The organism is Aeoliella sp. (genome assembly GCF_965227375.1).
Taxonomy (GTDB): domain Bacteria; phylum Planctomycetota; class Planctomycetia; order Pirellulales; family Lacipirellulaceae; genus Aeoliella.
Genome location: NZ_CBDDFX010000001.1, coordinates 3,192,024 through 3,218,879, shown reverse-complemented (window position 1 = coordinate 3,218,879; position 26,856 = coordinate 3,192,024). Strand labels below are relative to the sequence as shown.

General features: G+C 59.1%; 20 protein-coding genes. 14 read left to right on the top strand and 6 right to left on the bottom strand.

Translation table 11 applies throughout. From position 1 onward, the window contains the following. Together ACQK2L_RS12980 and ACQK2L_RS12975 are read left to right on the top strand one after the other, a co-directional pair. A partial coding sequence (locus ACQK2L_RS12980; protein ID WP_425397403.1) for a PEP-CTERM sorting domain-containing protein occupies window positions 1–844 on the top strand: 844 nt, incomplete at its 5' end. 171 nt (window positions 845–1,015) lie between these two features. Continuing rightward, on the top strand, window positions 1,016–2,023 hold the full coding sequence (locus ACQK2L_RS12975; protein WP_425397402.1) for a hypothetical protein: 1,008 nt from the start codon (window positions 1,016–1,018) through the stop codon (window positions 2,021–2,023). Window positions 2,024–2,042: 19 nt separating this feature from the next. On the opposite strand, the gene ACQK2L_RS12970 is transcribed toward ACQK2L_RS12975, so the two are convergent. Then, window positions 2,043–3,917 carry a peroxidase family protein gene (locus ACQK2L_RS12970; RefSeq protein WP_425397401.1) on the bottom strand — a complete coding sequence of 625 codons (1,875 nt, stop codon included), beginning with the start codon at window positions 3,915–3,917 and terminating at the stop codon, window positions 2,043–2,045. A 213-nt stretch (window positions 3,918–4,130) separates the two neighbouring features. Between ACQK2L_RS12970 and ACQK2L_RS12965 the strand changes: the two genes are divergently transcribed. After that, on the top strand, window positions 4,131–6,344 hold the full coding sequence (locus ACQK2L_RS12965; RefSeq protein WP_425397400.1) for a PEP-CTERM sorting domain-containing protein: 2,214 nt from the start codon (window positions 4,131–4,133) through the stop codon (window positions 6,342–6,344). 50 nt (window positions 6,345–6,394) lie between these two features. On the opposite strand, the gene ACQK2L_RS12960 is transcribed toward ACQK2L_RS12965, so the two are convergent. Next, window positions 6,395–7,303 carry a hypothetical protein gene (locus tag ACQK2L_RS12960; protein WP_425397399.1) on the bottom strand — a complete coding sequence of 303 codons (909 nt, stop codon included), beginning with the start codon at window positions 7,301–7,303 and terminating at the stop codon, window positions 6,395–6,397. Between the two features lie 349 nt (window positions 7,304–7,652). Here ACQK2L_RS12960 and ACQK2L_RS12955 point away from each other — a divergent pair, with 349 nt between their 5' ends. Both ACQK2L_RS12955 and ACQK2L_RS12950 read left to right on the top strand, forming a co-directional pair. Beyond that, window positions 7,653–7,841 carry a hypothetical protein gene (locus ACQK2L_RS12955; RefSeq protein ID WP_425397398.1) on the top strand — a complete coding sequence of 63 codons (189 nt, stop codon included), beginning with the start codon at window positions 7,653–7,655 and terminating at the stop codon, window positions 7,839–7,841. Window positions 7,842–7,976: 135 nt separating this feature from the next. After that, window positions 7,977–8,915 (top strand): hypothetical protein, encoded by a 939-nt coding sequence (locus ACQK2L_RS12950; protein ID WP_425397397.1) that lies wholly within the window; start codon window positions 7,977–7,979, stop codon window positions 8,913–8,915. A 43-nt stretch (window positions 8,916–8,958) separates the two neighbouring features. Here ACQK2L_RS12950 and ACQK2L_RS12945 read toward each other — a convergent pair whose 3' ends face one another. Then, entirely contained in the window at window positions 8,959–10,695 is a 1,737-nt protein-coding gene (locus ACQK2L_RS12945) for a DUF389 domain-containing protein (RefSeq protein ID WP_425397396.1), read from the bottom strand. 421 nt (window positions 10,696–11,116) lie between these two features. Here ACQK2L_RS12945 and ACQK2L_RS12940 point away from each other — a divergent pair, with 421 nt between their 5' ends. The 3 genes from ACQK2L_RS12940 (at window position 11,117) to ACQK2L_RS12930 (ending at window position 16,800) form a co-directional block, all read left to right on the top strand. Continuing rightward, window positions 11,117–13,489: a transporter substrate-binding protein gene (locus tag ACQK2L_RS12940; protein WP_425397395.1), complete on the top strand. Its 2,373-nt coding sequence runs from the start codon at window positions 11,117–11,119 to the stop codon at window positions 13,487–13,489. 424 nt (window positions 13,490–13,913) lie between these two features. Continuing rightward, on the top strand, window positions 13,914–14,756 hold the full coding sequence (hemQ, locus tag ACQK2L_RS12935; protein ID WP_425397394.1) for a hydrogen peroxide-dependent heme synthase: 843 nt from the start codon (window positions 13,914–13,916) through the stop codon (window positions 14,754–14,756). Between the two features lie 298 nt (window positions 14,757–15,054). After that, window positions 15,055–16,800, top strand: a complete 1,746-nt coding sequence (locus ACQK2L_RS12930; protein ID WP_425397393.1) for a peroxidase family protein — start codon at window positions 15,055–15,057, stop codon at window positions 16,798–16,800. On the opposite strand, the gene ACQK2L_RS12925 is transcribed toward ACQK2L_RS12930, so the two are convergent. After that, entirely contained in the window at window positions 16,735–17,970 is a 1,236-nt protein-coding gene (locus ACQK2L_RS12925) for an endonuclease/exonuclease/phosphatase family protein (protein ID WP_425397392.1), read from the bottom strand. The genes ACQK2L_RS12930 and ACQK2L_RS12925 overlap by 66 nt on opposite strands. Before the next feature lie 216 nt (window positions 17,971–18,186). On the opposite strand from ACQK2L_RS12925, the gene upp reads away from it, so the two are divergent. The 6 genes from upp (at window position 18,187) to ACQK2L_RS12895 (ending at window position 24,677) form a co-directional block, all read left to right on the top strand. After that, a complete protein-coding gene (gene upp / locus ACQK2L_RS12920) occupies window positions 18,187–18,873 on the top strand; it encodes a uracil phosphoribosyltransferase (RefSeq protein ID WP_425397391.1) in 687 nt (228 codons plus the stop codon). Between the two features lie 147 nt (window positions 18,874–19,020). Further along, on the top strand, window positions 19,021–20,283 hold the full coding sequence (locus tag ACQK2L_RS12915; RefSeq protein WP_425397390.1) for a NupC/NupG family nucleoside CNT transporter: 1,263 nt from the start codon (window positions 19,021–19,023) through the stop codon (window positions 20,281–20,283). 131 nt (window positions 20,284–20,414) lie between these two features. Continuing rightward, window positions 20,415–20,969, top strand: coding sequence for a hypoxanthine phosphoribosyltransferase (gene hpt, locus ACQK2L_RS12910; protein WP_425397389.1), 555 nt, complete (start codon window positions 20,415–20,417; stop codon window positions 20,967–20,969). Window positions 20,970–21,088: 119 nt separating this feature from the next. Beyond that, the gene (locus tag ACQK2L_RS12905; RefSeq protein WP_425397388.1) at window positions 21,089–21,340 is read left to right on the top strand and encodes a DUF485 domain-containing protein; all 252 of its coding nucleotides are present in this window, start codon (window positions 21,089–21,091) and stop codon (window positions 21,338–21,340) included. Then, on the top strand, window positions 21,337–23,064 hold the full coding sequence (locus ACQK2L_RS12900; RefSeq protein ID WP_425397387.1) for a cation acetate symporter: 1,728 nt from the start codon (window positions 21,337–21,339) through the stop codon (window positions 23,062–23,064). Before ACQK2L_RS12905 ends, ACQK2L_RS12900 begins: the two co-directional genes overlap by 4 nt. 53 nt (window positions 23,065–23,117) lie before the next feature. Further along, complete coding sequence (locus tag ACQK2L_RS12895; protein ID WP_425397386.1) at window positions 23,118–24,677, top strand: cryptochrome/photolyase family protein; 1,560 nt, start codon at window positions 23,118–23,120, stop codon at window positions 24,675–24,677. A gap of 24 nt (window positions 24,678–24,701) precedes the next feature. Here ACQK2L_RS12895 and ACQK2L_RS12890 read toward each other — a convergent pair whose 3' ends face one another. Together ACQK2L_RS12890 and ACQK2L_RS12885 are read right to left on the bottom strand one after the other, a co-directional pair. Continuing rightward, complete coding sequence (locus tag ACQK2L_RS12890) at window positions 24,702–25,175, bottom strand: hypothetical protein (RefSeq protein WP_425397385.1); 474 nt, start codon at window positions 25,173–25,175, stop codon at window positions 24,702–24,704. A gap of 83 nt (window positions 25,176–25,258) precedes the next feature. Next, window positions 25,259–26,815 carry a SpoVR family protein gene (locus tag ACQK2L_RS12885; protein WP_425397384.1) on the bottom strand — a complete coding sequence of 519 codons (1,557 nt, stop codon included), beginning with the start codon at window positions 26,813–26,815 and terminating at the stop codon, window positions 25,259–25,261. Window positions 26,816–26,856 lie beyond the last annotated feature (41 nt).

Sequence of the window (26,856 nt, the reverse complement as noted above, 5' to 3'; positions counted from 1 at the left end):
TACAACCACCGGCATGATGGTGGACGGTGATCCCGGCGTTGGCAATGATCCCGCTTTGGTGCAATACATGTTCGACGCCAACGGCGTCGACGATGTGAAGCTGACGTACGCTACCACCAGTGGCATCTTCTTTCTGGCCAATGGGTTTGAATTGACTTCCGGTGGAAACTCGCTGAACGTCGATTTCCAGGGGACGGGCGGCGCGACAGAAGCCGGCTTCATGGCTTACGATTCGATCAACGGTGTCGATGGCTCGCCGGACGGCGTCACTCGCACCGAAACTTACGCCTCAGCATTGGGCAATTCGGGCATGGTTGACTTGACCGTGGAAATCGATCCCTTCCTCCCGGGTGGTCCCGCAGTAGACGGCAACGCCCGCGCTATCGATCGCACGGGGAACACCTATAACGGCGAATTGGCCGACTTAGCGATCGACTGGATCGGAGCCGACGCCCGCACTGGCGGATTGAACGAGTCGATCATGGTGTCGCTCGGCAACCTGAAGGCAGGGATCTACGAAGTAACTTCGTACCACCACGACCCACAGGACCTCATGGGTGATCTGAACGTGCTAGTCAACGGTTCGATGACCACCATGGTCGCCATGGGCAACGGCGACCCAGGCGCGTCTTCACCACCGGGATCAGTCAGCTTTCTTATCGCTAGCGACGGCAATTCGCCAGTCGACATCGAGTATGCTCTGGCCGAATTCTCGCTAGGTCCACCACTGCGTGCATTCCCGCTTATCAATGGCATCGAGGTCAAACTGATCCCCGAGCCGTCCACGATCTGGCTGTGCGGACTCGGAGCAATCGGTTTGATAGCTCTCCGCGTTCGGCGGTAGATTCGAGCACGTGTTTTATCCTCGGTCTATTTAGCACATCCGATGGCGGCATCCGCTGAGGTTCTGTACCCTTATAGACGCGCTCTCGGGGGATGGGCTTGGCAGCATTGATGGGAATCGACCAAAGCCAACAGTACTCCGTGCAATAGTACGCTAGACCGCAGAGGACCCATGGATCGTACACAATTGAGAACAGACTTTCTGGCTGTCCTCATTTATGATGACAAGAATGGATGCTATTCCGAAGAACCCCGCGTTTACACTGCGACACACCCAGAGATCGCCTATCGACTTGCCGTATCAGATGGCGAAGAAGAGAGGTATGGCAAACGCTTCATCGGCTTGGCCTATCTAGACGAGACATTGGAGGATGTGCCGCCCATCGCCTGCTCCCAAAAAGGTGAGGCATCTGAGTTTGTTGTTGACAAACAGCAACTCACAGCGTTCTCCAACCCGCGCTGGAAAGGTGTGCCTTGGGATGAAGTGGAATTAGCTGATGCATTACGAGGTCCCCCACCGATTCTGGAAATCCAGGGGCTTGAATCCGTGCCGTGGGAAGAATACTCCCATGCTTATGGCAAAGCCACAGACGTTGCCAGAGACATCCTTGGCTTGGTATCAACAGACAATGGCGTTCGCGAGTCCTCGCTGTGGCAACTTTTTGGTTCTATCTACCACCAGGGCTCCATCTATACAGCCACAGCGGTAGCCGTCCCGTTCTTGCTTCAGATCGCCGGTGACGCAAGGGTCCCGGATCGTGCAAACGTGGGGGATCTATTGCTCGACATCGCCAACAGCAGCGCTATACATGAAGAGAAGATACGAAAGCAATGGAAGCGGCGCCGCGATGACTTTGGAGATTTCTATGCAAAGAACTGGGAAGAAAACGCCGAATACGAAATCGAAAGCGTCGCGTCTGTCCGAAGAGCTTTTGCAGATAACATCGCTGCTGTTCGGGAGTTGAGTTCAGACCCGGATGCTAGAGTCTCCACAATCGGAGAAGCGATTCTGGAGAACTTGGAGACCCCACTAAGTCCAATCACTCTGTGTTCGTACTGCGGAGGCACGGGAGATTGTTACTGCAAGCGGAAAAATGTAGCAAACACTGGAGATTGCAAAAGGTGCAAGGGATCGACCCTCTGTCACGTGTGTAGTGGTAGTGGGATCAACAAGGAATAGCCTAAGATTGTGCCAACATCTACCGTGGGCGACACCAAAGAACGGCCACTGCGCCAGCTAACAAGCAAGCGGTGACCATCGACGCCGGTTCGGGTACGACGGAACGCACCGCAACGGTCGAACCGCTGCTGACCTGTCCAAGCACCAGGCCGAAGTTCGCCTTCCATAGATCGTAGGCTTCGGTGCCCAGGCCGCTTCCGAGGTTGTTGCGCCACACGCTGTAGTCGGCCAGGTTCACTACGCCGTCGTTGTTGAAGTCGCCCTCGTTGAGTTCTGCGAACTCTGGAACGAAGAACACGTTGGTTTGCAGGCCGGTAACGTCTGTGTTGTTCTGGATCACGTCGGCTAGCGTGAGTGTGTCAAGGTCGACGATCCCGGCGATGGTTGGGTCGAGGGCGCCGTCCTGGTAGAGCCCGGCCTCGGCGCCGGTGTAGAAGAAGCGATCGCCATCGCGCAGTCGATCAAACTGACTTTCGATCACCGCCTTGAAGAAGCTGCCCACGCTGGCGCCGGCCACGTGGTCTTCGGCCAGTCCGCCAACCCAAGCGTCGACGTTGTTAATGTCGTCGTCGTAAATATCGGCCAATGCCGCAGCAAGTTCCGGATCGCTGGTGATCTCAGTGAAGCTCGCCGCGGAACCTTGACCATGCCTGCTCCGTAATTCGGAGTAGTTTGGCAGGCCGGCGTCGCGACCACGTTGAATGTTGATGGCCGCCAAGTCCATGCCCCCTGCGCCTGGAGGGCCGAACAGCGCGGTGCGTAGATCGTCGACCATCAGGGTGTCGATCTCCTCCGCGCGCTGGTTGGCCGCACCGCGCAGCAAGCTATCGATCAACGCGGGGTCGCCGTCAATGAGCGTGGGATTGAAAAACGCATTGCGAAGCGGCAGCTCCGAGGCCGTGCCCTCGGCGTCGAGCACCTGCAAGTTGCTGGAAACCTGGCTGTGCCCCAGGCGGAATGCGGCGTGGGCAAACGCATTGGTTACCGCCGCGGTGAGATTGGTGCGGTAATCGTGGTCGGCCGCCCTGGGCGTGCTGGGGCCATCGCCAATTAGCGCGGGCAGGAACTCGTTGTAGGTGATCGCTTGGATCTCCGCCCCCACCAACTGGCGGGCGAGTTGGAAACGGCCTTCGTCGTCCAACTGGGGATCGGCCACGGCAATGGCGTCGACCAGCCGATTGTGCTCGCGCGCAAAAATGGTCTGCAGCGACGTAAGCAGCGGGTTCTCGTTGGCCCGAATGTCGCCGGCCAGGTACATGTCGGTATTGGGGATCGGGCCGTGATTCTCCACCTCAAGGCCACCGGTGTTCTTCGGCAACAGGTCGTTCGCGCCCATGGCCAGCTTGCCGCCAGTGGTGCGAAGTGCAGCGGCCCGCGCATCGTCGCTGCCGTAGACGAGCGACGCATCCAAGTAGCTCGTGACGTTGTTGATGGGGGTGCGCTGGCGCCCACGATCGCTTCCAGGTTCCCAATTGGCGCGCACAAACGGGATGGGCGCCGGTCCCAACGGATCGGCGGTGTCGTTGATCGCGATTGGGGCTTCGCCGTTCACCTCGGCACCATCATCCGTCATTACCATTTCCAGGTCGTGCGTTACAAACTGCCCCCACGCCCAAGCCAGGTCGCTCAACCCGCGCACACTTTTGGCCGTTTGCGTTTGCGCGAATACGGCATTGCTCACGTCGCGAGAGTTGGCGCGCTGCTCGTCGCCAATCATGGTTCCCGAACTGTCGAGAAATCGCGCGGAGTATCCGAAGCGAATCATCCCGGTGCCGGCGGCCCCTCGCTCGGTATCTGAGAGATGGTTGTTCGTGCCGTCGAACGTGCGGTACTGTGCTTGGGCCGATCCCACGACCAGCAGAAAGGCGATCGCCGCCTTGGAAAGAACCTTCATCTTTACACCATCCCCCTGTTCCGCTGTGACTCCCGCCCACAGGGAATTATGGTACCACTGCGGCCCGCCGCAATGCAAGCCGGCGGCCTCGGCAGGCCCGCTGTGTCAGGGAAATCGCGATCCGCCGACGCCCCAACATTTCTTGACAAGCGGTTGGCCGACGGGTTAGTTTTTGTCGAGCAACTGGGTTTTATACTAGCTAGGAGGGGAAACATGTGTGGGCTCTGGCGCATCGTCTCTGCATGCACGCTGCTAGTCATCTCGGTCGTTCACTCGACCGCTTCGGGGCAAGTCTTTTACACGTTCACTTCCGGGCCCTCAGGCGATGGCTTCGACTGGCCTGCTTCGCCGACTGGTCTCTTGCCCGGAGGTTTCGATTTCCATACCCCCGACGGTGTAGATTTCTACAACTACACTGGCAACAACTTGTTCTTCGACAACAACTATCAGGTGGCTGGCAACTCGCCCGACATCGATGGCGATGCAATCTGGGGCAATCCCAACTCGGGATCGGTCGATGTCAACTTGTCGGGGCTGGGAACGCAAAGCGTGTCATTCTCGTTTGCCCAGTCGATGGGCAGCGAACCGTTCCAGACCGACGACTTCATCGAGATCTACGTAGAGGATTCCGAAGGGCGTGCTACCTACCACTATGCACCCTTGAGCAATACGTTCACTGGCTTGGGCGGCTTCGACGGCTACTCCGACACGGTGCAAATCGACACCTCGTTCCTGATGGACGATGACGAGTTGGTGGACGGCGGTCCCTTTGTCGACATCGAGTACATCTACATCGAGATGTACGGCTTGGACAACACGGTGGAACCGGCGGAATTCGCCATCGACAACTTCTCGCTCGATGGTGGCGGTGGCAACGGCACGGATCAGCTCTACCCTTCGGTCAATGGTGGTCAGATCAACGTCTCCAACTCGACCAACAGCACCAACACGCTGCGTGGAATAGGACTGCATGGACAGGGCATCGAAGTCACCAACGACGCGCTGACCTCGACAACATTCTCCATCGAGATCGTTCCCGGCGGCGACCTGACTCCCGCCGGATTGCCCAGTGGTGCATCCATCGGCCCACTTTCGACGCAGTTTAACCCCAATGTGGCCACGATCGACCGCTCGCTACCCAGCGGCAGCTACGAAAGCGACTTCACCATCATCAATGATGGCGATCCCCTGGATCCGGACAACAGTTTGACATTGAATATGAATCTCTTCGAATCCGAGTCGCTCACCGGGAACTTCTCCGGCGTGGACGTGGCCGCGTTCGAAGACGTAACCCTCGGCAACGCAGCAGCGCCCGAAGGCGGGTTCCGCGCCGCGGTGAAGGTCACGGCTACTCAGACGACGGGACCGTTCTCCGTCGACGACTTCCCCATTGAACAGCGAGTGCTGGACGGGGAGTTGATCCAAGCCAACGTGGCGTTCCATCGCTTTGGGCAGCTATCGGGACCCCATGTCGGCACCTATACCGTGTCGCTGGAGCAGGCGGCCTTCGTGGTGAACGAGTTCGTCGACTTGGAAGTTTTCCTGGCCAACAAAGAGCCTGTTCCCGACGAGAGTTGGACCCTCAATTACACGCTCACCAATAGCAACAACGACAATGCCAATTTCACTGCCGGGTTTGGCTACGCTGGTCGGTTGGGCGTGAACCGGTTCGAAGTTGCCGCGACCCTGATTGATGGCACCAGCAGCACGAACCAAAACGTCGGCATGCAGTTCACCACCGATCCCGATCCTTCCAGCGCCGAGATCATTGGCGATCCGGTCGATCTACAATTTGGCGGCGGTGCAGGTGATCCCTACGTACTACAGTTCACTTACGACGAGTTTCTGGTACCAGAGGGGTTTGCGGAGTCGCAACTTGAAGTGCTCTGGTACGATCCGGTGGCCGAGGAGTGGACCTTGGCGATCGATGGCAACTCGTCAAGCACCAGCACCTTCTTCGCTGGTTCGTGGGAAGAGTACCTCGCCGGCCCAGGGGGTGAAGTCTTCGACGCCAGCGATCTGGGAGCATTCGGTGTGGATGTTGCGAACAATCACGTCTGGGTGGCACTCGACCACGCATCGATCTTTGCCGTTGGTGTGCTGTCCGAGAGCACGCTGCTTCCTGGCGACTACAACAACGATGGGCGGGTGAATCTGGCCGACTACACCGTGTGGCGCAATAACCTGGGCAGCAACGCTACGCTGCCCAACGACCCCACGCCCGGCGTTTCCGCAGCCGACTACGACGTATGGAAATCGAACTTCGGCAGCAGCGCGTCCGCCTTGAGCCAACACGCCGTGCCCGAACCATCGACGGTTGTCTTGGTGCTCCTCGGCCTGAGTGCAATGGCGTCTTGGAAGCAAAGCGAGTCTTCCCGACGTAAGCTGCGCCCCGGTGGGTACGCGAAAGCTCAGTGTTTGTGCTAGGTGAAAGCACTAGATCGCACAAGCGATCCGTAATAAGGGTTTGCGCCGATTTAGGATCGTTTTCGACCCACTCCAGCCAGGCAAACCACTGCGAAGCCAAGGGCCAGTGCGCAGGTGGATGGTTCTGGCACTTCCGCCACGCCGGCATTCACCACCAAGCTAGATAGAAAGGAGATACTCAGCCCATCGTCGCCAGGGCCAAAGGCAACATCGAAGGAGCCAGAAGTCATCTCGTTGAGTGGTACCACGGCGTTGGAGTCATTGAACTCACTTAGGCTGAAATAGTTGGACGCGACGACGAACTCGCTGGACGGACCCGCGATGGTGCTGTCGGCTGCTCCAATCACACTATCACCGTCTCCGATGGCAAGAGTGATCCCGGGCATCCAGGTACTGTCGAGAGTTCCAGTGAATACGGCGGAGTAATCGAATGAAAACGTGTAGAGATCGGTCTCGGCGCCAAACACTGAGAAATACAGAATGTTCTCGCTGGAGACCTGACCGAAGAATACCGATCCCGGAGTCTGGGCAGAGGCCGAAGCATTCATCGTCGTCACCAAGCTGTCGCCAATACCAAACGAATCCAGGTCATAGTCGTCGACAAAAGGATCAAGACCGTTTAGCAAAACCTCTTCCGAAGCACTGGCGGAGCCGATGCTTCCTGGAGGGTTGCTGGGAGACTCACCAGTAAACGTGGAGCCATTGGGTCCAATGTCTTCGAACACCAGGTCACCAACCTCGGTGGAAGTTTCGAAGGTCGCTGGCGAAGTATTGTTGGTCAGCGTGTCGGTGATCGTCACGCCAGTGAGCGTGAACGTCAACTCAAGTGTGGCGTCGGCGGTGTTCTGCGCTTGCGCTGCAAAGGAACTACATAGCGATAGGATCGACACGGTGCCTACTATGAACGCGCGATGCAGTTTGGTGAACTCTTCACAACGTCTAAGATCGTACGCCATCATTGGTCAATACCTTTGGTTAGCCTCGAATCAACAGATGCCCATTACTCGCCGCTTAGCTGCCAGCCGTGCCCCCTTTGGCCACCACAGCGATGGCCGCCAACCATCGAGAGTTAGAATGTTGGACTAGGGGAACCCGCACAGCCAACCCGACCAGTTTAGTCGCAGCCAGTTGACTGTCAATGTTTCGATGTGCTGGCACGGCGTAAAAGTCATGTTTTTTCGAGAATTCCCTAGAATGCTGAATTATTTTCGGAAGCCGGCCGGGCACAGTCGCCGTTTCAGATTTCTAACCGCTTTGCGCCGCGGGCGCTAATGGGCTACGAGCTCTCCCGAACAGTTCGCCATTCACGTGCTGCAGCGATCCAGAGCACCGTCCGCGGCCTTTCCCAACGACCCCACGCCCGGCGTGACCGCTGCCGATTACGACGTGTGGAAATCGAACTTCGGCAGCAGCGCGTCCGCCTTGAGCCAACACGCCGCGTCCGAACCATCGATGGATGTCTTGGTGCTCCTTGGCCTGGGAGTGATCGCGTTTTAGAAGCCAAGGCAAATCATCTCGGCGTAAGCTCTGCCCGCGGGTCGGTTGATCGCGTCAACTTGCCTAGCTAGATTGCATGTCTACGCTGCCGCGAAGCTCCACCGCGTAGTTGACTCTTCTTGCCGGCGCCGAGCTATGAATCCTGAAATTCGTTTGCATGTCGAACCAGGGGTGGTGAAGAGTTGGGATGCGTTTCGACGCGAGAGCCCGCCTTGCTCGATTGCACTAGACGGATACGTGGATGGGCCACCAGACTTTGACCACGATGGGCCGTACGCCAACTTCGATCATCACCGCGGTGTAAATCGCTTGGCCACCCGTAGCACGGCGGGCCAAGTGCTTGTTGCCATCTATCTCGGCCTATTCGAGAGCTTTTCCGAAGGCGGCAAACCGCTGGCAAACGTGTTTGTAAACGACTGCGATCAAGACGTGTGCATGGCGTACTGGTTGCTTGTGAATGCTGGTCAAGTGAGCGAATTGCGAATTGAGATGACGATTGCGCAGCTGATCATCATCGAGGACCTATTGGACGCAACAGCCGGAGCGATACCGGCCGATCCCAATCGACCGACCATTCGCAAACAAGCCTGGGCCTTTGAGTTGTATGACGCAGCTCGAGCTACTGGCGATCTGCAGCGGATGAATACAGACGAAATGCGCGGCCTGATTGAAGCAACAGCCGAGCGACTATCCCAGATCGCGTTGGGCAATGGAGAGCAGCGCGACCTGGTGGGGGATTACGAAGTGCTCAGAGGCGGACCGACGTGGCAGATGATTCGCGAGCGTGGTCAGCACGCCCGCACCATCCTGTTTGCCCAGGGGGTGCGTGCGTTCGTGGCGGTGAGAGATCTGGAGCCCGGTCGCTACGCGTATACGATCGGCCGCATGTCGCCATTCGTCGACTTCCCCATCGAACGCATCTATGACGCGTTGAACCAAGCTGAAAATTGCATCGACCCTCACAACCGATGGGGAGGCAGCGACACGATCGGCGGGTCTCCAAGGTCCCAAGGAAGTCGACTCACGCCACAAGACGTTGAGGCGATCGTCGAGGGCGTTGTTCAGGGCGGCTAACTTGAAGCTGCTCCCGGTCGAACTCCGATGTGGTTACCGCAACCTACGGTTGAACCGTATTGCCGGCGCTGACGACAAGATCGGAACCGCGGGTGACTCCATTACCACGGGAACGAAATAGTCTGCGGAGACTCTTCGATTGCTCTTGTAGCAAGGGGGCGGTCAAGCGATCGTAGGTAGTGAATCCCTCTTGCGTCACCACCACATCTCGCCTTTGCCAGATCAGTAGCTCTACACTGTCGCGGCAGGACTCAGGCAACGCCTGCTGAACGCTTGCCAATTCTGTCGCGCCGATTTGCTTGTGCCCAAACACCTCCACTAACGCGTGCCAACGGCCGTCGCGCCAACGAAAGTCCGTATTAAACGGCGTCAATCCCAGAGTTTCTTCTACGGTTGATTGGATGGCGGCCGTAAGGAGTGGCAATCGCTCGGCTTCCTCTGCCCCGGCATCCAGGACGTTCGACCACTCCACCCGAACTGGCCCATTGCGGTCCTGCAGCGCCGACGAGTCGACCCGAGCATAGAAATGCAAACTTGGGTCGCCGAACCGCAGCTGTAGCCGTTGTTCTATGTCGGCGATCTCATCCCTTCTGAGTTGTCGTAGTGAATTCAAATAAGCCACGACGATGCCCTTGTTCAGGTCCGACTCACCATATTCGACGCGCGTCAGTTCGATTCCTGGCTCACCATCGAACGCTTCGAGGAGCACTTGCGATGCAAGCGATTCCATGGCCCCGAAACTCTGCGGAGCGGAAACAAGAAAGTCGCCATTCAGGTCCGGGCGTACCACTTGGAGGGACGAGCCAACGGCTGACACGTCTTGGGAGTAAACCGTGCGGACGACAAGATTCACTGGAGTGTCAAGCGTGCTTGCCAGAGCAGCTTCCATGTCGGTGACCCATGTCGGAGAGATCGTCCGATAAGAACGCACAATAGCCAGCACTTGAACTCCACTGGGGTCCCACTTGTGGCTGACGGTTTCCAAGTCGGCTCCGTGTTTCTTTGAAAGCTCTTCCGCCAACGTTGTTTGAATTCCCCGTTCAATCTCCCTGGCGTTGTGGATCTTCATTAGCGAGTTGGTAAGGACTACGGTCATCAACACGAAGGCCAATGCTGTGGGACCAAAATGCCGAATAAGCTGTCGAGTTGTTCGTGGTTTGGCGGGCACGAGACCGCTCGCCCAGAAGGTCAGCAAGGCAACGACCAGGATGGCAACGAAGTTCGCCAAGAACAGCAGCAATGCCCCACCCGCTCCGTACCATGCGCCAAGTGACAGACACAACCCGCAAGTCGATAGCGGAGGCACGATCGCGGTTGCGATCGCCACACCTGGTAGCGCGGGACTTACCCGCTCGTCGACCATGGCGTAAGCTCCGGCAAATCCTGCGAACACTGCTACCAAAAGATCGAGCAGGCTGGGCTGCGTGCGGGCCAGCATTTCGGTGGTGGCTTCGCCAAAAGTGAGCTGTGGCATCCCCACGAGGTAGGCCGAGGCGATGGCGAGCACCACTCCGAGCGCTTCGCACCAAAGTGCGGTCAATAGAAGCCCAGGTTTGCCGCGCAGCATGCCGAGCGCGATACCAAAGATGGGAGTCATCAATGGCGACACCAGCATCGCGCCAATGATCACTGCGATGCTATTGGCAATCAGCCCAAAGGAAGCGATCATCGAAGAAGCGATCAGCATCACGAAGAAACGGCCGCGTGGCTGCGAGGCGTGGGATATATCGTGGACGATCTGCCGAGAGCGTGTCGCCGAGACGCGAGAGAAGCGGAACATGCGATGGGCCCGAGATGAGAAAAGACGATCCCTCGGAGTTGAAATCGATCCCTCAAGGTCCAGTAGAACGCGCTAAGACAAAGAGTTCAACAAAATGTTGGGCGTGCCGTAGACACTACGGCAGAAGCTGGGAAAACTATGCGCTCTGTATGGCCGGATTGCGGCAAACCAATGCTGCACATGCCCCCTGCGAGGCACCGTTCGCAACCTGCAGACAACGTCTGTTTGCGAGCAGTAGCTTCCCCAGCTCCTCAGGCCATGGTGCAGGTTCGCTGCTGTCGCTACGGCCGATTTCCTGAGTAGAATGGACGATTGCCAATTGACGGTCGGCGTTTTCGGAGCAAGCGTGATCTCAATCACGTTTTGACAGAAGCCCACTAGATCCGCATTCGAGTTCCGCAGTGACGACAAACAGGTAACGATGGAATCCACACCCAACAGTTCTGCCGATCCAGACGACAACGCCCCGCACGCGGACGGCTCCAAGTCGCTCGACGAAACGATGCAGCTTGGGGGCGACACCAAGCCGGCCGCTGCGAGCGGCTTGCACAATCGCCCCGAGCAGTGGATCGGTCAGAAGCTCGGCAAGTACGAGATCACGTCTTTGCTTGGTGTGGGCGGTATGGGCGTCGTGCTCCTGGCGCGCGACTCCACGATCGATCGCGACGTGGCCATCAAAGTACTTCCGCAGGAGTTGTCGGCCGATGAGCTTTCCTTGCACCGTTTCCTGGCGGAAGCGAAGAGTGCGGGAAAACTGAGCCATGCCAACGCGGTGACCATCTATGAAGTATCGCAAGAAGGGCCCATTCACTATCTGGTGATGGAAGTGGTGTCTGGCGGCAGTGCGGCCGGGCATTTGGAGCAGTCGGGTGCTTATGCGGTCGCCGATGCGACTCGCATTGTCGCCGAAGCCAGCAAGGGGCTCGCGGCTGCACACAAACAAGGCCTCGTCCATCGGGATGTGAAGCCTGCCAACCTTCTACTGACCCATGACGGAGAAGTGAAAGTCGCCGACTTCGGCCTCGCCAAGCGGGCGGACAATCGGTCGATGGCGATGACCCAAGCCGGGCATCTAGTCGGCACGCCCTACTACATGAGCCCCGAGCAATGCGAGGGAGGCGATGTCGACGCTCGCAGCGACATTTACTCGCTGGGGGCGACTTACTACAGCCTGCTAACAGGTCGCTGTCCGTTCGAGGATAGTGGCAGTGTCGTGCAGGTGATGTATGCCCATTGCACAGCAGGCCCACCCGACCCGCGAGAGGTTCGTGCGACGGTGCCCGCCGCATGTGCGGCGATCGTTCAGCGAGCGATGGCCACCAAACCTGAGGATCGCTATCAGTCGATGGACGAGATGCGAACCGATTTGGAGGCGGTGCTCGCTGCGATGTCTGGGGCGGGGATTCAGTTGCCGAGTCAATCTTCCGCCGCGCTACCACGCTCTGGCACGAAGACTGCCAGGCGAAGTTTCGTAGCAAAGCTGGTCGGTGCCGCTGGATTGCTGCTCTTAGTCGGCGGCGGCATCGCTTATTTGTCTGGCGGGCGGAGCGGTGATGGTAGTTCGACGTTGCCAGAAGAAGCGCAGCCAAATCCAGGCGCGGTGGCCAGCACGCCGCCCACTGGAGAGCCGATTCGCGTGGGCGTCTTGCACTCGCTGACCGGAACCATGGGCCCCAGCGGAAAATCGGTAACGGATGCCACACTTCTGGCGATCGACGAAATCAATCAAAGCGGTGGACTTCTTGGCCGCCCCGTGGAGGCGGTCGTTGCGGATGGTCGGTCCGATCCTGACAGATTTGCTCGTGAGGCGACGAAGCTGATTGAAGAAGAGCAGGTATGCACCGTCTTCGGTTGCTGGACGTCCGCAAGTCGCAAGACGGTTGTCCCCATCTTGGAGGAGTTGGATCATTTGCTCGTCTATCCGGTGCAGTATGAGGGCATCGAAGAGTCGCCGAACGTGATCTACACGGGGGCGGTCCCCAATCAGCAGATCATTCCTGCAGTGAAGTGGGCCTATGCGTTCGACAACAAGCGGCGTTTCTTCCTGGTCGGATCGGACTATGTCTTTCCGCGCGTGGCGCACGAGATCATCAAGGATCAACTCGAGGAACTCGGCGCGGAGTTGGCGGGGGAGGCTTTCCTGCCCTTAGGCAGTTCGCAGGTGACGCCCATCATCGAGCAGATTCAAGAAGCGAAGCCGGATGTGATCCTCAATTGCATCAACGGAGACTCGAATCTGGCTTTCTTCGCCGAGTTGCGGGCCGCCGGTATCGACGCGAGTGTCACGCCGACCATTTCGTTTAGTGTCGAGGAGGAAGAACTGCGTCAACTGGACCCGTCTGCCATGGTCGGAGACTACGCGGCGTGGAACTACTTTCAAAGCGTTGAGTCGCCGGAGAACAAACAGTTTGTTGATCGCTTCAAGAAGAAGTATGGTCCTCAGCGTGTCGTGACCGACCCGATGGAGTCGGCCTATCTTGGCGTAAAGTTGTGGGCGCAAGCCGTTGAGGAGAGCAACAGCACCGACGTTCGACAGATTCGCAGGGCGATGCTCAATCAGCGGGTCGCTTCACCTGGTGGAGAGGTACGCATCGATCCCGCAACGCAACACACCTTCAAGACACCTCGCATTGGTCGAGTACGTCCCGATGGGCAATTCGAGGTCGTCTGGACCGCGACAAAACCCGAGCACCCGAATCCCTACCCTTCTACGAGAACGGCCGAAGAGTGGCGGGCCTTCCTGCACGACCTCTACACAGGATGGGGCAACCAGTGGGCGGCACCCGCGGAGTGATTCGACCGCGGCCAACTTTCCCCCCATATTCTTCCCGCTGGTTGTAGTTATTGGACACTAACTGGGGGACAATGCGGGGTTAGGAAGCGTTGTGCTGGACTTACTTCCGCACTCGGAAGTGGCTCGCGGCGGTGAGGCTTCCGGCGCACCGGAATTAGAGTTTTGTCCCCCTGCCGAGGGTTTTGCCCCAGGTGGGGGAAACCACCTGGGACAAAACTCGTGGACCATTATTGGCTGTTGTTGCCGTAAGTTATTGTCAGTAGATGACTTGCACGATTCGGCGGTTGGAATAGCTCGTGAGTTTTGGTCCCATGGATCGAATGTTGGCCCAAAACGGACAAAACTCGACGCCCTGCAACCAGCCGGCGGTGTGGTTTACGATTTGGGTTCGATCCACTCCATCCACATAAACAAGGTCTCCACCATGTCGCGTCCCACGCCTGCTGCTGCCCCCAATGTCGATCCGTTGCATCCTGCCGGCGGCGGGTGGCACTGCAGCCATTTGTTCTACTCGTTTGATCGCGGGGTGCTGGCCGATATGCCGGAAGAGCTGCGAGCCGCGGGGCGGGAGGAGCTGGTGGCCGCGCTCGACCCCGAGGCCGATACGGCGCCCACTCGCCTGCAGGTGAGCGTCACCAGTGGGCATAAGGCCGACTTTGGGCTGATGCTGATGGACACCGATCCGCTGAAAGTCGACACGGTACACCAGCGGATGATGGCCTCGCCGCTTGGCGTAGCGCTGCGGCCGGGGTACTCGTTTGTGTCGATCACCGAGATCAGCGAGTACGTCCCCAGCACCGAAGAATACGGGCAGCGGTTGGTGGCCGAGGGCGAAACCAAAGACAGCCCCAGCTGGCAGGCCAAGGTGAAAGCGTACGAGGGGCGGCTGGGGGCGATGAATCGCCAGCGGCTGACGCCAGAATTCCCCCCCTACAGAGCTACGTGTTTTTATCCGATGAATAAGAAGCGGAAGACCGGCGAGAACTGGTTCACGCTGCCCAAAAGCCAGCGAAACCGCCTGATGGGCGAGCACGCCCGCAGCGGAATGGCCTTCGCCGGCAAGGTGAGCCAGCTGATTACCGTGGGCGTGGGCCTCGACGATTGGGAGTGGGGCGTGACGCTCTGGGCCGCAAATCCGGAATATTTGAAAGATATCGTCTATCAGATGCGGTTTGACGAAGCCAGCGCTCGCTACGCCGAGTTTGGGCCGTTCCTGGTAGGATACGTAACTAGCGCAACGGAGATGCTTTGCCATTGCAGAATTTGAGAGGGTAGTTAAACTGGAGGAGTGGGGATTACCGCAATGGTCCCACACGGAACAGAAGCCTGGATAGGCAATCTTCCCACGAGTCCGACGCTCTTCCTCTATTTAGGTCGCTAATCGCCTGACGCACTTTTGATCGTCCTCGAGCCGATGTGCCCGAGCTTTCGTCGATCAGTCAGGTATCGCCCGACCCCTTCTCTTTTGGCTTTGTCGGTGCTGACTGATTGCGTGGAAGCCCTATGGTATTAAGATCAGGGTTGGATCGAAGTAGCGTGGGCTAGACTCTGAAGAACCACACACCATGATTGACACGCTTGTATCATCTCTGAGAACTCGTCAACTCTGTGCCGCACTGCTAGCCGCTGGCTTGCTCGGCGGCACGGCTGTGGCTCAGCCGTTTCGTACGTTCGACGGTAGCGGCAACAACTCCGTGAACTCCGACTGGGGACAAGCTGGCACCGCGTTTTTGCGAGTGTCGCCCGACTCGTACCCCGACGGCATCGGCGACGTGTTCCTCTCGTCACCCGACGTGCCCAACCCACGAGTGGTGAGCAACGCCCTGTTCAACCAAACCTCGCCGATCGACTCGACGAACGGCATGTCGAGCGGCGTTTGGCAGTGGGGTCAGTTCCTCGATCACGACATCACGTTCACGCCGACGAACTCCGCCGAGCCGCACATGATCTTCGGCCCGGTGAACGACCCTTATAACATGTCGATGATTCCGATGAATCGTTCGATGGTCTCCACCGGCAACGGAGTGCTGCGCCAGCAGACCAACGCCATTTCGGCGTACATCGACGCTTCGAACGTGTATGGTTCGGATCAACAGACGGCCGACGCGCTTCGCTCGGGCGTGGGCGGCAAGTTGCTTACCTCGTCGAACAACCTCCTACCGACGACCAGCGACGTCACAAACGTGCACATGGACAACGGCGGCAACCCGACCACCATGTTCGTGGCGGGCGACGTGCGTGCCAACGAGCAACTCGGCCTCACGGCCATGCACACGCTGTTCATGCGCGAGCACAATCGTATCGCCCAACTGCTGGTCGACAACGAGGGGTACGACCCCGTGAACGACGACGAGCTGATCTACCAGAAGGCCCGCACCATCGTGGGCGCCGAGATGCAGTCGATCACCTTCAACGAGTTCCTGCCGGCGCTGCTGGGCGACTACGCTCCGCAAGCGGTCGACTACAACTACGATGCGAACGTTAACGCCAGCATCACCAACGAGTTCGCCACCTCGCTGTTCCGCGTGGGGCACACGATGCTCAACGAGAACCTGCTGCTGGCTGGCGAGAAGGGCCAGGTGGTTGGTCAGATCGCCTTGCGCGACGCTTACTTCACCGGTTCGAATGTGATTGGTTCGCAGCCCGAATTGGTCGACAAGCTGCTGATGGGCCTGGCCACTCAGACCGCGCAGGAAATCGACACCAAGCTGGTCGACGACGTGCGCAACTTCCTGTTCGCCCCGCACCAGGGCATGGGGCTCGACCTGGCGTCGCTGAACATCGAGCGAGGACGCGAGCACGGCCTGGCCGACTACAACACCATGCTGGCAACGTACGAAACGCTGATGTCGGGTGTCGACGGGTTCGACTCGATCGACCTGAGCGCGGCCGTCGACTTTAACGACCTGAACACCTCGGCCGAAGTGATCGCCGAGCTGGAGCTGCTGTACGACAGCGTGGACGACCTCGACTCGTGGATGATGGCCCTGGCCGAAACGCACGTCGACGGCGCGAACGTTGGCCCGCTGATCCTCGCCGGCCTGGTCGATCAATTCACCCGCCTGCGCGACGGCGACTCGCACTTCTACATGGGCAACTCGTACCTGTGGAGCGACGAGGTGGGCGGTATTGTCGACTTCGACAACCTGGTGCTGATGGACATCGTGGCGTGGAACACGGAGATGAAGAACTCGCCGATGAACTTCTTCCAGGTAGCCGCGGTGCCTGAGCCGGGTACGCTGGTGCTACTCGGCATCGGGCTGGTTGGCTTCGTCGTCGCCCGACGGAAACGCCAGATCCACCCAAACTAGTCGGTGGTCGGTGGCCTTGATGGCCTCGGCGCCCGGCTCACCCCGCTTCGGCCAGAACACACCCGAGCCGACCACGCGTAAGTCACGCGACGGAAGCACGTAGTCGACTCGCAGGTTACCGTGACCATCGCCGCTGAAGTCGGCCGTGTCGAAGCGCGGGTCGCCTTGGTGATTGGAGTTGAGGTCCGCGTGCAGCTTGGCGGACTCGATGGCTCCTTCGCTAGCGGGTGCGAACGAAGCGTTCACCCGCGGGTGGTCGAGGAGTTGGCGAATGTTCGCGCCGGCCGAATCGCCGTCCACCGGGTCGGCGTTCAGGTCGCCGAGGATCACGAACGACGCATCGGCCGGCAAACTGCCACGCTGGCCGCGATCATCCACCAGGTAGCCTGAGCGGTCGGGCGAGATGTAATCGGCCCAGAGACGGATCTCGTCGTGATTGCGGCGGCCGTTGCGGTTCTCGGGCCCATCAAACACAGGAGGCGTCGGATGCGAGCAGAGGAAGTGGACGGTGCGCTTCTCGCCGCCGATCTCGACTTCCACCGGCACGTCCCAATGGCTCTTGGAGGAGAGGCGAAAGACCTCGAGCACTTCATCCGAGTAGTAAGGCTCGTTGGCGCCCGGCTTGGTTGGCAAGTGGTTGTCGGGAACATCGCGCCACAACAGCTTTTGAAACGTACGCACATCTTTCTCGAGGAACGCCAATCGAGAATAGACCGCCATGCCATACTGCCCAGGGTATCGACCAAAGCCAAAGGCGTCGTTCGGTCCATCCTTGGCGCCATCGCCATCCACATCCAGTCCACTCGGCACGCCGGTGTTGACGGGAGCGGTGAAACGATACCGCAAATCAATCGGCTTCATTCCCTTTTGCGACTTACCCAAGTAATCCGTACGAAAGACCTCCACCGCATTTCCGTCCTTCGTGTAATCGAACTCGTTGACCAGCAGCACGTCGGGCCGCACTCGCTGGATCACTTCGGCGATCCTTTGAACCCGCGCGTCCCCCACGTTCAAGTCATCAAGTAACTGCCCCTCCTCGTTCCGATAGAACGACACGTTGTACGTCGCCACCCGAATGGAGTCCTTCGGCTTGGCTGGCTCGTCGGCGAGCAACGAGGAACCACCGTACAGAATCACACATAGAGATAGACTGAAAGGAAGAAGCTTCATGGCACAGCACGGCAGCAGGAACGGCGAAAGTCTGCGGACTGGGGACATTGTAGCGGCAATCCGTCGGCGTGGCTCATCCGAGGCCATTGAAAAGCGGAGCTTTTCGCGCGGCGGATTCTTAACATCTGCTCGCCGGCGGGCTAGAATGCCGGGCAAGTGGCGGTTGTTCGTCGCCGCGTGATCTACGCTTCTCGCTCTCCCGGGAGTCGTTGCCCGATGTCCACTACCACCACCAGCCGCTCGCCCCAGATGTCGCCCCACAGCCAGCAGATCGCCTCCGGAGTTTTTGAGGTCGCCCACCCGTTGATCGAGTGCCACCTCACCGCGCTGCGCGATCAAAGCACCAGTCCGCTGTCGTTCCGCGCACACGTTCGCCGACTTGCAACGCTGCTGGCGTACGAGGCCACGCAGGACCTGTTGATCGAGCAAGTGCCGGTCACCACACCGCTCACCAAGACGACCGGCGGGAAGCTCGCGCAGCGGATTGGACTGGTCCCTATCCTCCGCGCGGGGCTGGGCATGGTCGATCCGGTGCTCGACCTGATCCCCACTGCCGAGGTCTGGCACCTGGGCCTGTACCGTGATGAGGACACCGCTCAGCCGGTAGAGTACTACAGCAAGCTACCACCCGACCATCCGGTGGACGTCGCGCTGGTGGTCGACCCGATGCTGGCCACCGGCGGTTCGATGCTCGCCGCGCTTGAGACGCTCCGCACCTGGGGCGTCACTCAGGTGAAGCTGTTGTCGATCATCGCCTCGGAGGAAGGCATCAAGAACGTCGAGGCCGAGTTCCCCGACACGCAAATCTACGTCTGCAAGATCGATCCCGATCTGAACGACGTGAAGTATATCGTACCGGGCCTGGGCGATGCGGGCGATCGCATCTTCAACACGCTCGATTAGGCGCAAAGGCGCCAAATAGCCGGCCCGCTACGCGGCCGGCGATGATTATACTGGCGGATCGATCGACTGTCGCCGCTCGCGCTGTGCCACGCGTGAGTGCGTGCGGTGGTCTAGTTTGCCCCATCCCTCGAGATACGTATCGCCGCCATGGAACGCTTTGTCAGTCTGCTGGGAATCGTCGTGTTCATTGGCCTGGCGTGGGCGATGAGTTCGCATAAGCGAAAGTTCCCCTGGCGAGTTGTGGCTGGTGGACTGGCGTTGCAGTTCGTGATGGCCGTCTTGATCCTCTCCAAACCTGGGCAAAAGGTATTCGGCTTTGTTCGCGATGTATTCACCAAGCTGACCGACTGCGTGGATGCTGGCTCCGTATTCGTGTTTGGCGACGTCTTCGAAGAGCACTACATTGCTTTCAAGATTCTGCCGACCATCATCTTTTTCTCCGCGTTCATGTCGATCTTCTACTACTTTGGTGTCATTCAGAAGGTCGTGGGCGTCATGGCCTGGGTCATGCAAAAGACGCTAGGCACGTCGGGCGCTGAAACACTGTCGTCCGCAGCCAACGTATTCGTAGGACAGACGGAAGCGCCGCTAGTCATCCGCCCCTACATCAGTTCGATGACCATCTCGGAACTCAATGCCGTGATGATTGGCGGGTTTGCAACCATGGCTGGCGGAGTGCTGGGAGGACTAGCCGGAATGGGGTTCGACGCTGGCGTTCTGCTGGCTGCGTCGCTGATTTCTGCTCCCGGGGCACTGGTGTTAGCCAAGGTCATGCAACCAGAAGTAGACGAACCAAAGACGCGCGGCAGCGTGAGAGTCGACGTCAAGGATGAGAGCGCCAATGTGTTGGAAGCCATTGCTAATGGCACCATCGGCGGGCTGCAACTTGCACTCAATGTCGGCGCCATGCTCATCGTCTTTCTCTCCCTCATCGCAGTGGTGAACATCTTACTAGCGCTTTTGGGAGACGGTTACTGGTATGTCGTTGAACGACTTGGTATCAGTGAAACTCCCGACAACATAACTCCCTGGTCGATCGAGAGAATTCTCGGGACTATTTTCCAACCTATCGCCTGGCTCATTGGCATCGAGTGGGCCGATTGTCCGAGGGCTGGAGAACTGCTGGGATTGAAAATGGGCACGAACGAGTTCGTCGCCTACGGCAGACTGGGCAAGTGGAACGCGCCGGATAGCGGCGTGGAGATTTCTGAGCGCACCCGATACCTGATGACCTACGCTCTGTGTGGCTTTGCCAACTTCTCGTCCATCGGCATTCAACTTGGTGGCATCGGAGGCATTGCACCGGAGCGACGAAGCGACCTGGCCAAACTAGGGCTGCGAGCAATGCTCGGAGGAACGCTGGCTTCGTTCCTGACAGCGTCTATTGCGAGCTTGCTGTACACGGGTTGAAACATCGCAAAGTCCCGGCGAAGTAGCTCGCCGGCTATATTTCCCGCCGAAACCAACTCGCTGACAATCACGACTTAATCGTCTATAATTCACCTTCTCCCTTTCACCCCCCCAACCGCGAGCTCTCCAGCATGAAGACCCTCTACACCAGTCAACAACTTCACGATGGTGTATCGGCCATGGCAAAGGAAATTGCTGACTGCTACGAAGACCGGCAGCTTACGATTGTCGGCGTGCTGACAGGTAGTCTGGTGCTCGTGGCCGACTTGATTCGGCTGTTGGAATTGCCGATGCGTGTCGGCGTGATTGCCGCCAGCAGTTACCGCGGCGCCACGACCACACGGGGCGAGCTCTCCATCAACGACGAGCTCATGCTCGACATCCGCGGTCGCGATGTGCTGTTGGTCGACGATATCTTCGATACCGGGCACACGCTCGTGAAGGTGATGGAGAAGATGCGGGAGTACGAGCCGACTTCGCTTCGTTCGGCCGTGCTGCTTCGCAAACATGGCCGGCAGGAAGTCGACGCCGCGCCCGACTTCGTCGCGTTCGACATTCCCGACGAGTTCGTCGTCGGCTACGGGCTCGACTACGAAGACATGTACCGCAACCTGCCGTTCCTGGGCGCGCTGGAAGAAGCCGACTTGGCGGCCCACGCCGAGAACACTAGCGAGCAGATGGCCTAACGGCCAAGAACCCGCGCAGCGATCCAAGTTGCCGCCCGCCCTCTCGATGCGTTAGACTACGCCCAGTCAGCTTTTGTCCCTTTGCGCTGCGAAGCGCCCCTCCTCTCCCCCAGGCATCCATGATCGAACGAAACGCCCGCATCGGGCTGGTGCTGTTTGCTGCGTACGTCGCGCTATACGGCGGCTTCATGCTGCTTAACGCGTTCGCACCGTCCACTATGCAATGGACACCTGCCTTGGGGATCAACCTGGCCATCTGGTACGGGTTCGGTTTGATCATTTCGGCGGTCGTCCTGGCGCTGCTCTATGGTTTCCTCTGCAAGTCCAACGGCGGCCAAGGATTGGACAACTCAGGGGAGACCACTCCATGAACTTCGATCCATCTCCTCTAACCGTCGGCGTGTTCGCCCTGTTCGTCGCGGTGACGCTCGGCATCAGCTTCTACATGGGCCGCAAGGCGAAGTCGTCGCAAGGCTACTTCGCCGCGCACGGCCAGATCCCGTGGTTCGTCAACGGAGTGGCCTTCGCCGGCGACTACTTGTCCGCGGCCTCGTTCCTCGGCATCTGCGGCATGATCGCTTTCTTCGGCTACGACGGCTTCCTGTACTCCATCGGCTACCTGGCCGGCTGGATTGTCGCGCTGTTTGTCATCGCCGAACCGATGAAGCGGCTGGGCAAGTTCACGTTCGCCGATGCGCTGAATCACCGCTTCAACTCCCGCAGCATCAAACTCGCCGCCGGCGTCAGCACGTTGGCGGTCAGTGTGTTCTACCTCATCCCGCAGATGGTCGGGGCCGGCGCGCTGGTGACTCCGCTGCTCGATTGGCCACACTGGCTTGGCGTGTGCGTCGTGGGCACCGTGGTGATCTTGATCGTCGTCACCGCTGGCATGGTGTCGACCACCTGGGTGCAGTTCCTCAAAGGCTCGCTGCTGGTGGTGTTCAGCGCGGTGCTCACCGTGTTGATTCTGTACCGCGGATTCGAAGTTACCGAGCAACCTGTCGAGCAGCAAACCATCGTCCGCTCCGGCGACAACATCACCGTGAATAACCAGCCCGCGGACGAAGCAGCAGCCGAGGCCGCGCTCCGCCCCATCGGCGAAGTCGTCGCCCTGCCCGATGGCGAGAGTCGCACCGGCCCGGTCGGTCCGATGGAGTTCTTCAGCACCTTGCAGGAGAGTGAAGTCGTGCTGTGGAACCAAGAAAGTACCACCAGCGAAGATGGCGCCCTCACGGTTACCTACACACCCAACAAACGATCAGGCGCCGAGGTACTCCTTCCCGGTGAGAAGTTCACCGGCCTGCGCAGCGACAAACTCATCGACAAGGTGAACTTCCTCTCGCTGATGCTCGCCTTGTTCTGTGGTACCGCGTCGTTACCGCATATTCTGATCCGCTACTACACCGTGAAAGACGGCGCCGCGGCTCGCAAGAGCACCATCGTCGGCATCGCTTGCATTGGGTTCTTCTACGTGCTCACGCTCTACATGGGCCTGGGCGCGATGACCAGTGGCGACATCTTTTCGTTCAACTCGAACATGGCCGCCCCGCTACTCGCGCGGAGCATCAACGAGCCATTGTTTGCCATCATCTCGGCCATCGCGTTCACCACGGTGCTCGGCACCGTGAGCGGTTTGATCCTGGCATCGGCCGGCGCGGTCGCGCACGACCTGGTTGAAGCGCTATCAACCGAGACTCTCACCGATCAGGAACGCGTTCGCATCGCCAAGATCGCCTCGGTGGTGGTTGGCCTGATTGCGATCGTGCTGGGCATCGTGTTCAAGGAGATGAACGTCAGCTATTTGGTCGGCTGGGCGTTCAGCGTGGCCGCCTCGGCGAACTTGCCCGCGTTGGTGATGATGCTGTTCTGGCGCCGCGTGACCGCCGCGGGTATCTCGTGGGCCGTGGTGGTCGGCATGATCAGTTCGCTCGCTTGGATCCTGCTCTCGGCCGACAGCTACGAGAAGATCTACGGCCTGCCCGCCTCCGATGCATTGGTCCCCTTCAGCCAGCCGGGCATCGTCACCATTCCGCTGGGCTTCGCGGTGGTGATCGTGGTGTCGCTGCTCACCCAGCCGCGTGAAGCGGCTGCCTGAGTGGTCGATTGTCGCGCCGCGACCTAAGGTAAACGTGGACATTACCTCTTAGCGTGAGCGACCTCGTGGCCAAGCAAGACAACACCCGACGATTGGTCGTCGTGCTGGGCGATCAACTGAATGCCAACTCGGCGGCGCTCGACGATTTCGATAAAGCACGGGACGTCATCTGGATGGCGGAGGTCGACGACGAGTCGACCCACGTGTGGACGCACAAGGCGCGTATCGCGCTGTTTCTCGCGGCGATGCGCCACTTTCGCGACTCCCGCCGCACTGATGGTTATGAGGTCGACTATCGCCAGCTCGATGAGGGTACGGAATCATCGCTGGGCGAGGAACTGCAGCTCGCCATTCGCCGGCATCGCCCCGAACGCATTGTCATGGTCCAGGCGGGCGAGTATCGCGTGCAGCAGCAGATCGAGCAGACCGCCGACACAGCCGGAGTGCCACTGGAGGTGCGCGACGACCGCCACTTTTACTCCACGCCCGACGAGTTCGCCCAACATGCCAAGGGTCGAAAGCAACTGCGGCTGGAGTTCTTCTACCGCGAGCTTCGCAAGAAGCATCAAGTGCTGCTGGACGACAACGGGGAGCCGCTCGGCGGTGCGTGGAATTACGACAGCGCGAACCGCGACAGCTTTGGCAAGCAGGGCCCGGGCCAACTGCCCGAGTTGCCGGCGTTTCGCTCCCACGGCCCCACGCAAGACGTGTTGAAACTGGTCGCAGACCGTTTTGGCTCGCACCCGGGAGAGCTGGAAGACTTCAACTGGCCGACAACGCCCGGCCAGGCCGAGCGGGCGCTCGAGGAGTTCATCGAACATCGCCTGCCAACCTTTGGTCAGTATCAGGACGCATTGTGTACCGATGAACCGTTCCTGTACCACTCGCTGCTGGCGTCGTCGCTGAACCTGAAGCTGCTCGACCCGCAAAAAGTTGTGGCCGCTGCGGAAGAGGCTTACCACTCAGGCCACGCGCCGCTGGCGAGCGTCGAGGGCTTCATCCGCCAGATTCTGGGTTGGCGAGAATACGTGCGCGGCATCTACTGGCACTTCATGCCTGAATACCTCGAGCGAAACGCCCTGGCGGCCCGTGGTCCGCTGCCCGACTTCTACTGGACCGGCAAGACCGACATGCACTGCCTGAGCCAGGTGATCGAGCAAACGCTGCGTTACGGTTACGCCCATCACATCCAGCGGCTGATGGTCACCGGCTTGTTCGCCATGCTGCTCGGCGTCGACCCCCGGCAGGTGCACGAGTGGTACCTGGCCGTGTACGTCGACGCGGTGGAGTGGGTCGAGCTACCCAACACGCTCGGCATGTCGCAGTACGCCGACCGTGGCGTCATGGCCAGCAAACCGTACTGCGCGAGCGGCAACTACATCAACCGCATGAGCAACTACTGCGCTGGCTGTCGCTACAATCCATCGAAGGCCACCGGCGACGACGCTTGCCCATTCACCACCCTGTACTGGGACTTCCTCGCCCGCCACCAAAAGCGCCTCAGCGGCAACAATCGAATGACGATGCAACTGAAGAACCTGGAGCGGAAGAGCAGCGAGGAACTGAAAGAGATACGCGAACAGGCCAAGGCATTGCGAGAGCGGTTGCTCTAAGGGAGTGATACTCTTGAACCGCCCCTATACTTCGGCCGCCGCGGCGCAAAAATCGTCCACCAGCCGCGAGAGCACCTGCCGTGTGATGTCGAACGCTTCGGCCTGGCGGGCGGCGCGGCGGGATTTGTTGTAGCGGCGCAGCGAGATCGCGCCGGCCGTGACCAGCACTTCGTAGTAGCTCGTGGCGTTCTCCGCGCGGTGGGGCGGAGTGCTCCGCATCTGGATGGTGCACGACTCGTCGTCCACCTCCACAGGCGCGATCGCTTCGAGCAGGTAGCTGACCTTGCTGGCCAGTTTGTCGGCGATCTCACGCAACTCGCCCGACGTCTTGCCATCGAGCTTTTTGCTCTTCAATTCCAGCAGCCGCACCGAGACGCCCAGACTTTCGATGGCCGCCAGCTCGCACAGCACCGAGTGGTCCCCTTCCTGCGCAACAAGACTCACCGGCCCAGCTCCGGCGGCCGCTAGTTGCTGTTCGAGTTGTTTGGATATAGACATCTGCTTAAGTCCCAATGCTGAATAACCAATGACCAATGTGATCGTCTGCATTGATCATTGGTCATTCAACATTGGTTATTCCTCTACTGGTCTTCTTCGTACTGTTCCATGTCCGGGACTTCGTCGCCCCAGTCGATATCGTGGTCAGAACCATCGAACGATATCACCGCCTGGCGTCCTTCGAGCGTGGTCTCGATGTGCACCGGGCGGCTCCAGATGCGGTGCAAGTTCTGCAGCGTGTCGTTGGCGTAGTTCATGTCGAGTTCCACGCCGGTGTACGAGTGCTTCAGGTACAGCTCGCCCCGATTCCGATAGTTGCCATCTTCCACGACAATCTTCGGCCGCCCCATGTTCGTCAGGCTGTTGAGCAGCTGCTGCTTGACCTTGGGAAACGCCCTGCTTTCGATTTCGTAGTACTCGGTATCATCGTTGTAGCCAAAGCGGAACAGCTTGTGCTCGCGAACGAAGTCGAGGGTCAGGAACTCGTCGATGAACGTCAGGTCGTTGTGGATCTTGCGAACTTCGAAGATCTTCTCGCGCCCGGCGCCCAGTTTTTTGTCCCAGTCGCGGCGGGCCTGGAAGTCGTCGCACTCTTCGTACTCTTTGCCAAACGCACCGCGATTCCAGCGATCTTCGATGTCGCGGAATAGTTCGATGCCCACCTTGTAGGGATTGAGCCGCGTGGGACTCGAAGCCAGGGTGCCGCTGTGGTGGTCGCAGTAGTTCACCACATCGCCCGGCGTGAGGCCTTCGCGGGTCATGATGGTGCTGTGCCAGTAGCTGGCCCAACCTTCGTTCATGATCTTGGTTTGGCCCTGCGGGGCAAAGTAGTACGCCTCGTCCCGCAAGATCGCCAGCACGTCTGCTTGCCAAGCCGCAAGCGGAGCGTGTTCCAGCAGAAACAGCATTACGTCCTGCTCGGGATGCTCGGGGAAGCGCCGTCGCTGGGTGTCCGAGTCGCCGAGTTCCTCGACGTCAGTCTCATCGTCGCCAGCCGGTTTTTCCTTGGGATTGATGAACGAATCCATGTACCCCTTGGCCGGGAACTTGCGACTTTGGTTCTCTTCATCCTCCTCCGGCTTCTGTCCAAACTGGTACCGATTGCGATCCGCCCGACGCTTGATGAATGGCGAGTGGATGTCGATCAGATCGTCGACCGACGAGCAAGCGTCGATGAAGTCTTCCACCTTGTCCACGCCCACGGCGTCCATGTGACGGCGAATCCGCGTGCCGTGGTTGGCCATCTCATCCATCATCTTGCGATTGGTCTTGCTGAACCAGAAGTTGTTCTTGAAGAAATCGCAATGGCCATACACGTGCGCCATGACCAGCTTCTGATCCACCAGCCCGTTGGAACGCATCAGGTAGGCGTAGCACGGGTTGTTGTTGATCACCAACTCGTAGATCTTCGACAGCCCGTAGTTGTAGCTCTTCGAAAGCGACTCGTACTCCATCCCAAACCGCCAATGCGGATACCGCACCGGGAACCCGCCTCGCGCGGCGATGGCGTTGAGCTGATCGGCGTCGATCAGCTCGAAGATCGTCGGAAAGAAGTCGAGCCCATAGTTCAGCGCATGCTGCTCCATGATCACTTGCTGCTCAGCAAGCTCGGGCGTCAAATTGGAATTTGGAGTCGACATTGTATGGCCTGCCGGAAGCGTTGGCGCCCGGAGATATTGTT